Source organism: Kluyvera sichuanensis, from assembly GCF_014218705.1.
Lineage (GTDB): Bacteria > Pseudomonadota > Gammaproteobacteria > Enterobacterales > Enterobacteriaceae > Kluyvera > Kluyvera sichuanensis.
The window spans coordinates 1-13,374 of sequence record NZ_JABBJF010000044.1 but is presented as its reverse complement, the minus strand read 5'-3'; the positions used below and the strand labels follow the sequence as shown (position 1 = coordinate 13,374).

Genomic DNA, 13,374 nt, shown 5'->3' with positions numbered 1-13,374 from the left:
AAACATGAAATTGCACGAACTGAAGCAAAAACGTAACACCATCGCCACTGATATGCGTGCTCTGCACGATAAAATTGGCGATGCGACCTGGACCGATGAGCAGCGCAATCAGTGGAACGCTGCAAAATCTGAGCTGGATTCGCTTGATGAGCGTATTTCCCGTGAAGAAGAACTGCGCCGTCAAGATCAGAACGTTGTTGATGATCAGGAACCGGAACAGCGCCAGCGTCAGAAAAACCCGGAGACCCAAGCCGACGAACGCCGCGCTGCTGCTTTTGACCGTCTTCTGCGCCACGGCTTTGGTGAGTTAACAGCCGAAGAGCGGCAGGCCGTTAAAGAGCTGCGTGCACAGGGTACCTCTCCTGACGATAAGGGCGGCTATACAGTACCTACCCAGATGCGCAACACCATCATTGATTCAATGAAGGCTTACGGCGGGATCGCGAGCGTTTCTCAGATTCTCAACACCTCGAATGGTCAGGATATTACCTGGTCCACTTCCGACGGTACCGCTGAAGAAGGCGAGCTGCTCGCTGAAAACACTGCGGCCAGTGAAGGTGACGTGACGTTCGGTACGGCGATTCTGGGTGCCAAAAAGCTGTCATCCAAAATCATCCGCGTCTCTAACGAACTGCTGCAGGACAGCGGCGTAGATATTGAAGCATACCTGGCGGGGCGAATTGCACAGCGTATTGGTCGCGGCGAAGCTAAATATCTGGTCCAGGGTACGGGCGCAGGCACACCGCTGCAGCCAAAGGGACTTGCGGCTTCAGTCACCGGTACCGTTTCTGCTGCGGCAGCGGCAACATTTACCTGGCAGGAAATGAACAGCCTGAAACACGCGATTGATCCGGCATATCGCGGCGGACCTAAATACCGCTGGGCATTTAACGACGGAACGCTTCAGGTGATTGAAGAGATGGTGGATGATCAGAAACGTCCATTGTGGCTTCCTGATGTTGTTGGTGGCTCCCCGGCGACTGTTCTGGGTATTCCATATGTGATCGATCAGGCAATTGATGCGGCAGCAGCGAGCAAGAAGTTTATTTTCCTGGGCGATTTTAACCGCTTCATCGTTCGCCGGGTTTCCTATATGACTCTGAAGCGACTGGTTGAGCGTTATGCAGAATACGATCAGACGGCGTTCCTGGCATTCCACCGCTTCGATTGTGTGCTGGAAGATACAGCAGCCATCAAGGCGCTGGTGGGTAAACCGGCCTAAGCGTAATTATTCATCCTGTTTTATATGATGCCGCGAGAGCGGTTTTTTTATGCCCGTCATCTGACGGGCACGGAGGTTTTATGCTTCTGACACTGGAAGAAATTAAACGTCAGTTGCGCCTGGAGGACGATTACGACGATGAAGATGAGCTGTTGACGCTTCTGGGCGGTGCGGTTAAGAAGCGTACAGAAAGCTTTCTGAATCGAACGCTATACGATGCAAATTCAGGTGTTTCAGATAATGATCCCGATGGCCTGATTTTAACCGACGATATCAAGCTTGGGATGCTGCTTCTCGTAACGCATTTTTACGAGAACCGCTCATCGGTTTCTGAGGTCGAAAAAACAGAAATGCCGCAATCCTATACCTGGCTCGTTGGCCCGTACCGGTTTATTCCGTTATGAAACTCCGACAAGCGCAAACCAGCGCAACTTACTTACTCCCTGACCCTGGCGAGCTCGATAAACGGGTGAGCATCCGGCAACGTGTCGATTCTCCGAGTGATGACATGGGGATTGAGCCAACTTATCCGGTGCAGTTTCCTGCCTGGGCAAAAGTAGTGCAAACCAGCGCCACTACCTACCAGGAGACAGCCCAGACCGATAACGTTATTACGCATTACATCACCATTCGCTGGCGCAGGGGGATCACTACTGATTTTGAAGTAGTGCTGAATGATCTCGTGTACCGGATTAAGCGAGTGCGTGACCTGAATAGCAAGCGTCGATATTTGCTTCTTGAATGCACTGAGTTGGGTGAGTTCCCGGTAAATACTGGAGGTAATTCCAATGGCGGAACCCTTTTTTCACGTTGATTTTCAGCAGCCGAATGACATGCGCTTTAATCGCGCTCGCGTTCGTCGTGCCTTTGTCACCATCGGTCAGCGTCATATGCGTGATGCTCGTCGCCTGGTGATGCGTCGCGGTCGATCTGAACCAGGCGAGAACCCAGGCTACCAGACAGGCCGCCTGGCTAAATCCATCGGTTACATGGTGCCTAAAGCGAGCGCTAGACGTCCCGGTTTTATGGCCCGAATCGCGCCAAACCAGCGCAACGGGCAAGGCAACAGACTGATTACCGGCGATTTCTACCCGGCGTTTCTTTTCTACGGTGTACGCGGTGGGGCTAAACGTCGTCGCAGTCATCATCGCGGTGCTTCCGGCGGCAGTGGCTGGCGGCTGGCTCCGCGTAACAACTTCATGATTGAAACGCTCAATAAAAACAGCCCATGGACGCGCTATTATCTGGCGCGGGAACTGCGTTTATCACTAAAACCGGAGAGACGGCGCTGATGAAACTTGCCCCGATAATTGCTGCGCTACGTGCGCGCTGCCCCATTTTTGAAAATCGTGTTGCTGGTGCCGCTCAGTTTAAGGATTTACCCGAAGTCGGGAAGATGAAACTGCCAGCGGCCTATGTTGTTCCCGGTGACGATTCACCAGGTGAACAGAAAAGCCAGACGGACTACTGGCAGGATTTGACCGAAAGTTTTTCCGTAATCGTTTTTGTCAGCAACGGTCGTGATGAGCGTGGGCATTTTGCATCTTATGACGTGGTTCACGACGTGCGGCAGATGCTGTTCAAGGCGTTGCTGGGGTGGAACCCGGAAGAGCGAGGTGAGCCCATAACCTATGCTGGCGGTACGCTGCTCGATGTTAACCGTCACGAACTCAGCTACCAGTTCGACTTTACAGTGCAGAACGAACTCAGCATTGATGATACGCGGCAGATTGATGAACTTAACAATCTGGACGAATTCAAAACGCTGGCTATCGATGTTGATTTTATCGACCCGGGACATGGCCCCGATGGGGAACCCGAGCATCACACCGAAATAACGCTTCCCACCTGAGGAACCCCATGTTTGTAAAACCCCAAAAAGGGCGGTCAGTACATGACCCTGCCCGAGGCGACCTTCTGCCTGTTGAAGGGCGAAATGTTGAAGAAAGCAGCTACTGGCTGCGCCGGGAAGCCGCTGGCGATATTAAGCGCGTGAACAAAATTAAACCGAAAAAGGTGGAAACCAATGACCGTTAGTTTCAGCACTACCCCAGCGAATACGCTGGTGCCGCTGTTCTATGCTGAGATGGATAATTCGGCGGCAAACACAAGCCAGGAGTCAGCGCCGTCGTTGCTACTGGGCCATGCGAACACCGGTGCGGCAATTGAGCCTGATTCACTGGTACTGATGCCGTCCGCTGATTATGCGACGCAGATTTGTGGCCCCGGCAGCCAGCTGGCGCGCATGGTTGCAGCGTACCGCAAAACCGATCCTTTCGGTGAGCTTTACGTGATTGCTGTCTCTGAGCCAGCGGCTGGGGCTGCGGCAACGTACACCCTGACCGTAACAGGCGCCGCAACAGCGAGCGGCACTGTAAATTTGTATGTTGGCCGAACTCGCATTCAGGCGGCAGTTGTCAGTGGTGATGACGTTGAGGCTGTGGCATCAAGCATTAAAGATGCAATCAATGCCGATCCTACGTTACCGGTTATCGCTTCGTCTGCTGCTGGCGTGGTCACGCTGACAGCACGTCACAAAGGTCTGAGCGGGAATGAAATCCCTGTCGTTCTGAATTATTACGGTTACGGTGGTGGTGAAGTGTTGCCTGCAGGCGTAGCAATAGCCGTCGTGGCTGGCGCTGCCGGAACGGGGGCTCCGGCACTCAATGGCGCTATTGCCGCTATGGCTGATGAGCCGTTTGATTATATTGGCCACCCGTTCAATGATTTGGCCTCGGTTAATGCATTTGTCAGCGAAATGAACGATACCAGTGGTCGCTGGAGCTACGCTCGCCAGCTGTATGGCCACGTTTATACCGCGAAACTCGGAACGCTCTCTGAGCTGGTTGCCACAGGTGATCAGCTTAACCAGCAGCACATCACTGTGGCGGGTTACGAGAAAGAGACTCAGACCCCAGCAGACGAACTAGCAGCCAGCCGTACCGCGCGCAATGCCGTCTTTATCCGGAACGATCCGGCGCGCCCGACGCAAACGGGCGAACTCGTGGATATGCTGCCAGCGCCGAAGGGCAAACGCTTCACGATGACTGAGCAGCAATCCCTGCTGTCGCATGGTATTGCAACGTCATACGTTGAAAGCGGGACGCTGCGCATTCAGCGCGACGTTACGACGTACAAGAAAAACGCCTACGGTGTTGCGGACAATAGCTATCTCGATAGCGAAACGCTGCATACCAGCGCATACGTGCTGCGTAAGCTGAAGTCGGTCATTACCAGCAAATACGGTCGCCATAAACTGGCAAACGACGGTACCCGTTTTGGCCCCGGCCAGGCGATTGTTACTCCGGCGGTAATCAAAGGTGAGCTTCTGGCAACCTACCGCCAAATGGAACGCGCCGGGATCGTTGAAAATTACGACCTGTTCAAGCAATACCTGATAGTTGAGCGTGACGCTACAGACCCGAACCGCCTCAACACTTTATTCCCGCCTGACTATGTTAACCAGCTGCGCGTCTTTGCGGTCGTTAACCAGTTCCGCCTTCAGTATCAAGAGGAGTCCGCATAATGGCGAAGATTGGTGGTACCTGTTTTTTTAAAGTCGATGGCCTACAGCTGTCGATGACAGGCGGCATTGAGGTGCCGATGAACAAGACGGTCAATGATGATGTCATTGGCCTTGACGGCTCGGTGGATCGTAAGGAAACCCACCGCGCGCCGTACATCAAAGGCACGTTCAAAGTGCCGAAAGATTTTCCGGTCAACAAGGTCACTACATCAGACCAGATGACCATTACCGCCGAACTGGCAAACGGTCAGGTTTATGTTCTGTCCTCAGCCTGGCTACATGGAGAAGCAAACCATAATGCCGAAGAAGGTACGGCTGATCTTGAATTCCACGGTGAAGAAGGGGATTACCAGTAATGAAAGAACTTGAGCTAACGCATTCAGTAACCGCGCATGGTGAAACGATCAGCGTCCTGGAGTTTAACGAACCGACGGGTAAAGACGTTCGTGAACTTGGTTACCCCTACCAGATGAATCAGGACGAATCCATCAAACTGCAGGCGCATATTATCGCGAAGTATATTGTGCGGCTGGCAAACGTACCGCTGAGTACGGTTGACCAGATGAAACCCGGCGACCTGAATAGCGCAGGTTGGCTGGTTGCGGGTTTTTTCCTCCAGGCCTGACAGCCGAATATCTCACTGATCGTTTTTTTGACTGCGCCAGCTACTGGCGCATTAACCCATTTGAATTGCTGAAAATGCCAATCAGTGAGATTCCGCTGCTGGTCAGTCAGGCAAACAGAATAGAGCAGGAGAAGAAAGGCAATGGCTGAATTTGAGCTCAAGGCCCTGATTACTGGCGTAGATAAACTATCTCCTGCGCTTTCACGTATGCAGAAGAACATCCGTGGTTTCAAGCGCCAGGCAGAGGAAGCTTCAAAGGGAGGATTGGCGTTAGCTGGTGGTTTAGCTGCAGGATTGACTGTATCGTTGAAAGCCTACGCGGATCAGGAGAACGCGGCTACTGGGCTTAAGGTCGCGATGATGCAGGCTAACGGAGAAGTCGGCAATAGCTTTGAAAAGATAAACAAACTGGCTGTTGGACTTGGGAATCAGTTACCAGGCACGACGGCTGATTTTCAGAACATGATGCAGATGCTTGTTCGCCAGGGGATTCCGGCTGAGAACATTCTGGGTGGGGTAGGCAAAGCGACTGCATATCTTGCTGTACAGCTCAAAAAGACGCCTGAAGCAGCTGCAGAATTTGCCGCAAAAATGCAGGACGCCACAGGCACCGCTTCAGATGACATGATGGGGTTATTCGATACCATCCAGAAGGCATTCTATCTGGGGGTGGATGATACGAACATGTTGTCGTTTTTCACCAAGACCAGCTCAGTTCTCAAAATGGTTAATAAGGATGGACTGAAAGCCGCTCAGGGACTTGCTCCGATAAGTGTCATGATGGACCAGATGGGGATGCAAGGCGAGTCCGCAGGCAACGCTCTTCGAAAAGTTATCCAGTCTGGCCTCGATATCAAGAAAGTCAACGGCGTCAATAAAGTACTTCAACGTCAAAAGCTCGGCGTGAATCTTGATTTTACTGACGGCAAAGGTAGTTTCGGTGGCATTGATAAAATGTTTACGCAATTATCGAAACTCAGAAAATTGACTGATGTTAAACGAACAGGGGTGTTAAAAGCCCTGTTTGGTGAGGATGCGGAAACAATTCAAGTTGTGAATGCTCTTATAGATAAGGGCAAAGACGGCTATGACCAGATTCAACAGAAAATGAACCAGCAGGCCAGCCTCAATAAACGTGTTGAAGCGCAGCTTGGAACCCTCGCTAACCTTTGGGAAGCGATGACTGGCACAGCAACTAATGGACTGGCTGCCATCGGAAGCGCATTTTCTGGTGACACTAAAAATCTGACGATCTGGCTTGGCGACTTAGGTGAAAGATTCACTACCTTTGCTGACCAGAACCCTAGAGTTATTCGTAGTGTGGCTGGCCTAGCTGCTGGACTTGCTGTGCTTAAGTTGGGAATTATGGGCGTAGGGCAGGCAATTACTCTCGCCAGTAGACTAGCATCAATGACGCCGCTTGGTATGATTCTTACCGGGATAGCGCTGGCAGCAGGCTTGATTATCTCTAACTGGGATGCTGTTGGACCATACTTCAAATCCTTCTGGGAGACAGTCTCTCCTTATTTCGAAATGGGATGGGAGCTACTCAAAACAGTATTCGGATGGACTCCTCTAGGGCTCATTATTAACAACTGGGGACCGGTGGTTAAGTGGTTCCAAGATATGTGGGAAAAATTAAAGCCAATTATTGGGTGGTTTACTGACGGAGCTAGCGACACAAGCGCATCGATGAATGCGGCGCAATATGGTGCTGGCGGATATGGAATGTATGGTTCTGGTACCCCGTACCAAGAGTACAATCAGTATGCCATCAATAGATCGCAGAAAGGTGCCGATGCCACTGTCACTGTAGATTTTAAAAATGCGCCTCCTGGCATGACTGTTACTGGAACTAAAACTTCAGGCATTGATGTTAACCATGATGTTGGATACACCAGAATCGGTCGGGTAGGCATGGGTGGGTAAGTTGGGATTTCAGCAAGGATCGGCTACTATCACGTTTCTAGCGTTTAAAGGGAATGTAATGATGATACGTTTAGCAATGTTTTTAATGGCCTCCTTGCTGTCATCTGGTTCAATCGCAGAACAATGTCGATTAAATTTTGTTGAGTCTGATCTTATAACTGCTATTGGGGTGAAGCCTAAATCAGTTGAGACTATTAAGGATGATGGGGCTGTAAAAAAACAATATAAATTCAGGAATGAACTATCAACTGATGAGTTACTTTCTGATGATGCTGATGAAAAATATGAGCCTCAATTTTATTTAACAATTTCTGAACCGTCGTGTTCAAAAGAAGTAAAAATTTGGTTTTATAAAGACAATAAAAACACAGTATCTCTTACCAATGAGGTCCTTGCATCTCGTGCCTTTAAACATTTGACTGGAGTAAATGAGTCAATTTTTGAGAATAAGTTAAATAAATTCTCCAGCGTTAATTCTTTCGAGTCATTTGATGGTAAGACACATTCAAGGTTTTTAAAGTCCGGTGATATCTATTCTGTTGATGTACTTTACAATGAATAGTTAAATTCAAAAATATACACCCGCTTCGGCGGGTTTTTTTATGCCCGGAGTTTATATGGCGTGGAGAGATCGGCTGGTGGACGCATCATTTCGTGGCGTTCCATTCAAAACTGAAGATGAGAGCCTAACCGCTGGGCGTCGTGTCGAAACACACGAATTTGTGAACCGGGATAAGCCGTATACGGAAGACCTCGGTAAAGCAACATCCCGGCCTAAGTTTTCGGCGTATGTCATCGGTGATGATTGTTATGAGCAACGTGACAGACTGATTGAGGCACTCAATAAGCCAGGGCCCGGGACACTAATCCATCCCGCATATGGTGAAATGAGCGTCTGCGTCGACGGCGAAATTAACGTGAGCTCATCGAGCAGTGAAGGGCGCATGGTGCGCTTTGATCTGCGCTTCGTTGAGGCTGGTGAACTTACTTATCCGACTTCTGGGGCCGCAACGGCCAACACGCTGGTTTCTTCCTGCTCTGCTCTTGATGACTGCATTAGCGATAATTTTGAAAAATTCGGCATGGACGGTATGGCTGACTTTGTTCAGGGGGATGTACTTGAGCGAGCCACCGGAATCCTGGATTTTGTATCTGACTCAATGGCTATGGTAGACAGTTACGTTGCAGATGCGGCAAGGCTTATGCAGGGTGATATTTCTGTTTTACTGCCACCCCCATCATCGGGGAAAGGATACGTAGAAGCCATTCAAAAAGTATGGCGCACTGCCAACCGGCTTTCCGGGAATGCATCCGATGTTATGAAAATGATTAAGGGGTTTGCTGGCATTACCCTGGGATCGGATATGGCACCTCGTGGTATCTGGAAAACTGACAGCAAAACTACGCAGAGTAGCAAGGAACAGGGTAATTATGTCGCAAGCGCTGTGCGGACAACAGCCATCAGCGAAGCCGTCTATGCCGTTACGACCTTGCCATCATCGACATCAAACCCTACCGAGCAAGTGCAACAGCCTACGGGTTGGCCATCAGTTGTTCACCCCGAGCTCAACAATGCGATGGATGATACAGCAACTATTGATTTGCCTACATGGGATGATTTGGTCGATATCCGAGACACATTGAATACAGCCATTGAGAAAGAATTATCTCGTACGACAGATGACAGTCTCTTTCTGGCATTGCGCCGCGTGAAGTCAGACCTGAATAACGACATAAAAAACCGCCTGGCTCAGACCCAGAAAACAGTGATCAGAACCCCGGATGAGGTGATGCCAGCGCTTGTTCTGGCTGCAACCTGGTTTGATAACGCTGCACGTGAATCTGACATTGTCAGACGTAATGCTGTGGCTCACCCCGGCTTTGTGCCGGTATCTCCACTGAGGGTACCTGTCAGATGAACGATAACGTAACTCTTCGTGTAAACGGTCGTGAGTGGGGAGGCTGGACTTCAATTCGGATCGGTTCCGGTATTGAGCGCCTGGCGCGCGATTTTAGCGTAGAGATCACCCGGCAGTGGCCCGGTGGTGATGGTGTTGCATCACTTCAGCCTCGGGTTAAAAACGGCGATAAAGTTGAGGTTCTCATCGGTGATGACCTGGTGGTTACCGGTTGGGTAGAAGCAACGCCGGTTCGCTATGATGCGCGTTCAATTAGTGTCGGAATTAGTGGGCGCAGCCTTACCGCCGATCTGATTGATTGTGCTGCTGAGCCGACTCAATTCAATGGACAATCACTCGTTCAGGTAGCCTCGGCGCTTGCCAGACCTTTCGGTATTACGGTGGTAAACGCGGGTGCTCCGGGTGGTGCTATTCCCGGTGTGCAACCCGATCACGGTGAAACGGTTATTGAAGTTATCAACAAGATGCTTGGACAACAGCAGGCTTTGGCCTACGACGACCCTCGCGGCAGGCTTGTTATCGGCGGCATTGGCACCACGCGAGCACATACCGCCCTGGTGTTTGGTAAAAACGTTATTTCCTGCGATACCGAGAAAAGTATCCGTGAGCGCTTTTCTACTTATCAGGTATCTGGTCAGCGCGCCGGAAACGATGATGATTTTGGCGCTGCGACAACAACGGCTCTTCGCGCAAAAACAACCGATGCATCAATCGGACGCTATCGCCCGATGGCTGTGCAGCAGACGGGACAGTCAACAGGAGCCAGTTGCATTGCGCGAGCTGAATTCGAGGCGCGCCAGCGCGCAGCCAGAACCGATGAAACCACATACACGGTGTGGGGCTGGCGGCAGGGTGACGGCACACTATGGCAACCTAACCAGCGAGTTATCGTTTACGACCCCATTTGCGGGTTCAATAACCGCGAACTGCTCATTTCTGAAGTGTCATTCACTAAAGACAACAATGGCACGATTACCGAGTTACGTGTCGGTCCGCCTGATGCCTACCTGCCTGAGCCTGAAGAGGACAGCAAGAAGCGTGGTAAAAAACGCAAAGTCAAAGAGGACCCGTTCTGATGGGCGTGATGCAAAGCCTGCAGAGGCAGGTGCTGGGACTTATAGGCCGCGCTGTAGTGAAGAGTATTAACGCGGCCTCTAAGTGCCAGATGATAGATGTTGAGTTACTGGCTGGACAGCAAAAGGCGGGCATCGAGCATCTTGAATCTTATGGCTTCACTTCTCGTCCCAAAGCGGGTGCTGAGGCTGTTGTGCTGTTTCCCGACGGTGATCGTTCCCACGCGATTGCTATCACAGTGTCTGACCGTCGCTACCGATTAAAGGGACTTAAGACTGGGGAAGTCGCTCTCTACGATGACCAGGGGCAGTCAGTCACGCTGACACGCGCCGGCATCGTTGTTGATGGTGGCGGGAAAATCATTACGTTCAAAAATGCCCCCAAAGCCCGCTTTGAAATGGATATTGAATCAACGGGTCAGATCAAAGACCTCTGCGATTCTGGCGGCCTGACAATGTCAGCAATGCGTATCTCATACAACGGACACAAGCACAAAGAAAACGGGCAGGGCAATAACACCGATGCCCCCGATAAACAAATGGAGGCGTGATGGAACTCTGGCTGACAGTTAACGGAACGCGGGTTAACGCCAGTTCTCAGCTCGACCCACTGACGCGCGCCGTAGTGATTTCTCTCTTCACTCATCGCCGCGCAGACCCTGATGATAATGCTGATGTTCCTATGGGATGGTGGGGCGACACCTGGCCAGCAGTGGCGAATGACCGCTACGGCTCAAAATTATGGCTCCTGCAACGTAGCAAACTGACAAACGCTCTGGTTAACACGGTGCGCACCTATCTCCGTGATGCGCTCCAGTGGATGCTGGATGACGGCGTGGTTTCGCGCATTGATATCGATATTCAGCGAACGGGCATCAACGAACTGAGCAATCAGATTGTGCTCTGGCGGCGTGATGGCCCAGTAATCATTTCTTTTAACGATTTATGGAGCGTGATCACCAATGGCGGACAGTGAATTTCAGCGGCCTACGCTGGCCGAAAACATCAGCATGATCCGCACCGACCTTTTCGCTCTTCTCGACCTCAACGATGAATTACGTCGGATGGATGAGGATGTCAGGGCGAAGGTATATGCGGGGGCACTGCATACGGTCTACGGCTATATCGATTACCTGGCGCGAAACATGTTACCCGATCTGTGCGACGAGGATTGGTTGTACCGCCATGCGGGAATGAAACGTTGCCCGCGGAAACAGGCCGTCGCTGCTTCAGGGTTTATTCGCTGGGATGGTGTATCGGACAATCTCACTGTGAGTGCAGGCGCTGTCATTCAGCGTGACGATCTGGTGCAGTACACCGTTCTTGCTAATGCAACCAGTGCAGGTGGCGTTCTTCGAGCTCCGATCGCATGTAGTGTCGCCGGTTCAACGGGGAATACAGATGATGGGGTTTCGTTATCTCTCGTTACGCCAGTGAACGGCCTTCCATCTGGCGGCCTGGCTGATACCGTAACTGGCGGGTTTGATATCGAAGACATTGAAGAATGGCGTTCACGCGTACTGGAACGTTACTACTGGACCCCGCAGGGTGGTGCTGACGGTGATTATGTCATCTGGGCAAAAGAGGTCGCTGGTATCACCCGCGCCTGGACATACAGGCACTGGATGGGAACGGGCACCGTAGGTGTTATGGTCGCCAACAGTGACCTTATTGACCCTACTCTGGATGATACGACCATCGCTGCAGCTCAGGCACATATTGAACCTCTTGCTCCTGTAGCTGGTTCGGATTTGTATCTGTTCACGGCAACGAAAAAGGTCGTCGATTTCACTATTGATTTGAACCCGGATAACGAATCGACCCGCGCAGCGGTGAAGGCTGAGTTGCTTTCATTCCTGCAGCGCGACGGCTATCCAGAAGGAACACTTGAGTTATCGCGCATCAACGAAGCAATCTCTATTGCGGCAGGAGAGCACAGCCACACGTTGATTTTTCCTACTGCAGATACGCCGATAGCGAAGAATGAACTGGCAGTCATGGGGATCATCACATGGGCGTAAGCGTAGATGATTATGTCCAGTTGCTGGCCGCGCTCCTGCCACCTGGACCCGCCTGGTCTTCAGATGATGTTGCGATAAAAGGGGCGGCACCTTCGTTGCTTCGAGTTCATCAACGGGCTGACGATCTCATGTTGGAACTCGACCCCAGAACAACCTCTGAGCTTATCAATCGCTGGGAGCGGTGTTGCGGACTTCCGGATGAATGCATTCCTGCCGGAACGCAAACATTACGCCAGCGACAGCAGCGGCTGGATGCAAAAGTAAACCTCGTTGGTGGTATCAACGAAGGTTTTTACCTTAATCAACTGGCTGCACTCGGTAAATCTGGCGCAACAATAACACGCTACAATCAGGGCCCCTTCAAATGCACATCATCCTGTACCGATGCTGTGTACTCCACTGAGTGGCGTTATTACTGGCAGGTGAACATGCCAGTAACCACTGATGCAACGTGGATGACCTGCACAGATGATTGCGCATCCCCTATCCGTTACTGGGGCGACACGGTAGCTGAATGCGTTATCAATAAGCTCTGCCCGTCCCATACCTACGTCGTATTCAAATATCCGTAATCGGAGACATTATGCATCGCATTGACACACCAACTGCGCAGAAAGATAAATTCGGCGCGGGAAAGAATGGTTTTACCCGTGGTAACCCGCAAACAGGCGTTCCGGCGACGGACCTTGATGATGATTACTTTGATTCCATTCAGGAGGAAATCGCCGGACTGGTGGAAGCTGGCGGCTTAACCCTGGATAAAGCGGATCGTGGTCAGGTTCTCAAGGCGTTGAAGCTGCTGTTTGCTGCAAACACCGATTCAATGGGAGCGCTTGCCTCTCTGGTGGGTGCCGCTAACAAACTCCCTTATTTTACTGGCCCGAAAGCTGCAGCCTTAGCTGACCTTACCGCTTTTGCCCGCGAAATCCTGGCACAATCTGATGCTGCAGGTGTTCTCTCAAAGCTTGGTTTAGGAAGTTTGCCAACATTCGGAACGGCAGCATCAAAAGATGTTGGTACCGGAGCTGGTCAAATCCCAGATATGTCGTCATTTCCTTG

18 protein-coding genes and 1 pseudogene are annotated in these 13,374 nt (G+C 51.2%); all 19 read left to right on the top strand.

What is annotated here, in order from left to right:
* Positions 1-4: 4 nt before the first annotated feature.
* A complete protein-coding gene (locus HII27_RS25250) occupies positions 5-1,222 on the top strand; it encodes a phage major capsid protein (RefSeq protein WP_185670046.1) in 1,218 nt (405 codons plus the stop codon).
* A gap of 80 nt (positions 1,223-1,302) precedes the next feature.
* On the top strand, positions 1,303-1,626 hold the full coding sequence (locus tag HII27_RS25245; protein ID WP_185670045.1) for a head-tail connector protein: 324 nt from the start codon (positions 1,303-1,305) through the stop codon (positions 1,624-1,626).
* Positions 1,623-2,036 (top strand): phage head closure protein, encoded by a 414-nt coding sequence (locus HII27_RS25240; protein ID WP_185670044.1) that lies wholly within the window; start codon positions 1,623-1,625, stop codon positions 2,034-2,036. Before HII27_RS25245 ends, HII27_RS25240 begins: the two co-directional genes overlap by 4 nt.
* On the top strand, positions 2,011-2,514 hold the full coding sequence (locus tag HII27_RS25235) for a hypothetical protein (protein ID WP_185670043.1): 504 nt from the start codon (positions 2,011-2,013) through the stop codon (positions 2,512-2,514). The genes HII27_RS25240 and HII27_RS25235 overlap by 26 nt, the downstream gene beginning before the upstream one ends.
* Entirely contained in the window at positions 2,514-3,074 is a 561-nt protein-coding gene (locus tag HII27_RS25230; protein WP_185670042.1) for a phage tail terminator protein, read from the top strand. Before HII27_RS25235 ends, HII27_RS25230 begins: the two co-directional genes overlap by 1 nt.
* An 8-nt stretch (positions 3,075-3,082) precedes the next feature.
* Complete coding sequence (locus HII27_RS25225; protein ID WP_185670041.1) at positions 3,083-3,259, top strand: DUF2635 domain-containing protein; 177 nt, start codon at positions 3,083-3,085, stop codon at positions 3,257-3,259.
* Positions 3,249-4,748, top strand: coding sequence for a phage tail sheath subtilisin-like domain-containing protein (locus HII27_RS25220; RefSeq protein WP_185670040.1), 1,500 nt, complete (start codon positions 3,249-3,251; stop codon positions 4,746-4,748). The genes HII27_RS25225 and HII27_RS25220 overlap by 11 nt, the downstream gene beginning before the upstream one ends.
* Positions 4,748-5,104 carry a phage tail tube protein gene (locus HII27_RS25215; RefSeq protein ID WP_185670039.1) on the top strand — a complete coding sequence of 119 codons (357 nt, stop codon included), beginning with the start codon at positions 4,748-4,750 and terminating at the stop codon, positions 5,102-5,104. The genes HII27_RS25220 and HII27_RS25215 overlap by 1 nt, the downstream gene beginning before the upstream one ends.
* Positions 5,104-5,373, top strand: coding sequence for a phage tail assembly protein (locus HII27_RS25210; RefSeq protein ID WP_185670038.1), 270 nt, complete (start codon positions 5,104-5,106; stop codon positions 5,371-5,373). Before HII27_RS25215 ends, HII27_RS25210 begins: the two co-directional genes overlap by 1 nt.
* Entirely contained in the window at positions 5,340-5,522 is a 183-nt protein-coding gene (locus HII27_RS27460) for a hypothetical protein (protein WP_317983869.1), read from the top strand. Before HII27_RS25210 ends, HII27_RS27460 begins: the two co-directional genes overlap by 34 nt.
* The gene (locus HII27_RS25205) at positions 5,515-7,302 is read left to right on the top strand and encodes a phage tail tape measure protein (RefSeq protein ID WP_185670037.1); all 1,788 of its coding nucleotides are present in this window, start codon (positions 5,515-5,517) and stop codon (positions 7,300-7,302) included. Before HII27_RS27460 ends, HII27_RS25205 begins: the two co-directional genes overlap by 8 nt.
* A 58-nt stretch (positions 7,303-7,360) precedes the next feature.
* Complete coding sequence (locus HII27_RS25200; protein ID WP_223883299.1) at positions 7,361-7,864, top strand: hypothetical protein; 504 nt, start codon at positions 7,361-7,363, stop codon at positions 7,862-7,864.
* A gap of 55 nt (positions 7,865-7,919) precedes the next feature.
* A complete protein-coding gene (locus HII27_RS25195; protein ID WP_185670036.1) occupies positions 7,920-9,221 on the top strand; it encodes a DNA circularization protein in 1,302 nt (433 codons plus the stop codon).
* Positions 9,218-10,297, top strand: coding sequence for a phage baseplate assembly protein (locus HII27_RS25190; protein ID WP_185670035.1), 1,080 nt, complete (start codon positions 9,218-9,220; stop codon positions 10,295-10,297). The genes HII27_RS25195 and HII27_RS25190 overlap by 4 nt, the downstream gene beginning before the upstream one ends.
* The gene (locus HII27_RS25185; protein WP_185670034.1) at positions 10,297-10,845 is read left to right on the top strand and encodes a phage baseplate assembly protein V; all 549 of its coding nucleotides are present in this window, start codon (positions 10,297-10,299) and stop codon (positions 10,843-10,845) included. The genes HII27_RS25190 and HII27_RS25185 overlap by 1 nt, the downstream gene beginning before the upstream one ends.
* Positions 10,845-11,270, top strand: a complete 426-nt coding sequence (locus HII27_RS25180; protein ID WP_185670033.1) for a phage GP46 family protein — start codon at positions 10,845-10,847, stop codon at positions 11,268-11,270. Before HII27_RS25185 ends, HII27_RS25180 begins: the two co-directional genes overlap by 1 nt.
* Complete coding sequence (locus tag HII27_RS25175) at positions 11,257-12,315, top strand: baseplate J/gp47 family protein (RefSeq protein WP_185670032.1); 1,059 nt, start codon at positions 11,257-11,259, stop codon at positions 12,313-12,315. Before HII27_RS25180 ends, HII27_RS25175 begins: the two co-directional genes overlap by 14 nt.
* Positions 12,306-12,887, top strand: a complete 582-nt coding sequence (locus HII27_RS25170) for a YmfQ family protein (RefSeq protein WP_185670031.1) — start codon at positions 12,306-12,308, stop codon at positions 12,885-12,887. The genes HII27_RS25175 and HII27_RS25170 overlap by 10 nt, the downstream gene beginning before the upstream one ends.
* Positions 12,888-12,898: 11 nt before the next feature.
* A pseudogene (locus tag HII27_RS27300) lies at positions 12,899-13,374 on the top strand (phage tail protein); the annotation flags it as partial.

Excerpts from the sequence above, each read along its gene's own strand:
- HII27_RS25245 (WP_185670045.1), top strand. The coding sequence starts at position 1,303 with ATGCTTCTGACACTGGAAGAAATTAAACGTCAGTTGCGCCTGGAGGAC.
- HII27_RS25225 (WP_185670041.1), top strand. The coding sequence starts at position 3,083 with ATGTTTGTAAAACCCCAAAAAGGGCGGTCAGTACATGACCCTGCCCGA.
- HII27_RS25205 (WP_185670037.1), top strand. The coding sequence starts at position 5,515 with ATGGCTGAATTTGAGCTCAAGGCCCTGATTACTGGCGTAGATAAACTA.
- HII27_RS25175 (WP_185670032.1), top strand. The coding sequence starts at position 11,257 with ATGGCGGACAGTGAATTTCAGCGGCCTACGCTGGCCGAAAACATCAGC.
- HII27_RS25170 (WP_185670031.1), top strand. The coding sequence starts at position 12,306 with ATGGGCGTAAGCGTAGATGATTATGTCCAGTTGCTGGCCGCGCTCCTG.
- HII27_RS25195 (WP_185670036.1), top strand. The coding sequence starts at position 7,920 with ATGGCGTGGAGAGATCGGCTGGTGGACGCATCATTTCGTGGCGTTCCA.
- HII27_RS25230 (WP_185670042.1), top strand. The coding sequence starts at position 2,514 with ATGAAACTTGCCCCGATAATTGCTGCGCTACGTGCGCGCTGCCCCATT.
- HII27_RS25220 (WP_185670040.1), top strand. The coding sequence starts at position 3,249 with ATGACCGTTAGTTTCAGCACTACCCCAGCGAATACGCTGGTGCCGCTG.
- HII27_RS25250 (WP_185670046.1), top strand. The coding sequence starts at position 5 with ATGAAATTGCACGAACTGAAGCAAAAACGTAACACCATCGCCACTGAT.
- HII27_RS25200 (WP_223883299.1), top strand. The coding sequence starts at position 7,361 with ATGATGATACGTTTAGCAATGTTTTTAATGGCCTCCTTGCTGTCATCT.
- HII27_RS25180 (WP_185670033.1), top strand. The coding sequence starts at position 10,845 with ATGGAACTCTGGCTGACAGTTAACGGAACGCGGGTTAACGCCAGTTCT.
- HII27_RS25190 (WP_185670035.1), top strand. The coding sequence starts at position 9,218 with ATGAACGATAACGTAACTCTTCGTGTAAACGGTCGTGAGTGGGGAGGC.
- HII27_RS25240 (WP_185670044.1), top strand. The coding sequence starts at position 1,623 with ATGAAACTCCGACAAGCGCAAACCAGCGCAACTTACTTACTCCCTGAC.
- HII27_RS25215 (WP_185670039.1), top strand. The coding sequence starts at position 4,748 with ATGGCGAAGATTGGTGGTACCTGTTTTTTTAAAGTCGATGGCCTACAG.
- HII27_RS25235 (WP_185670043.1), top strand. The coding sequence starts at position 2,011 with ATGGCGGAACCCTTTTTTCACGTTGATTTTCAGCAGCCGAATGACATG.
- HII27_RS25185 (WP_185670034.1), top strand. The coding sequence starts at position 10,297 with ATGGGCGTGATGCAAAGCCTGCAGAGGCAGGTGCTGGGACTTATAGGC.
- HII27_RS25210 (WP_185670038.1), top strand. The coding sequence starts at position 5,104 with ATGAAAGAACTTGAGCTAACGCATTCAGTAACCGCGCATGGTGAAACG.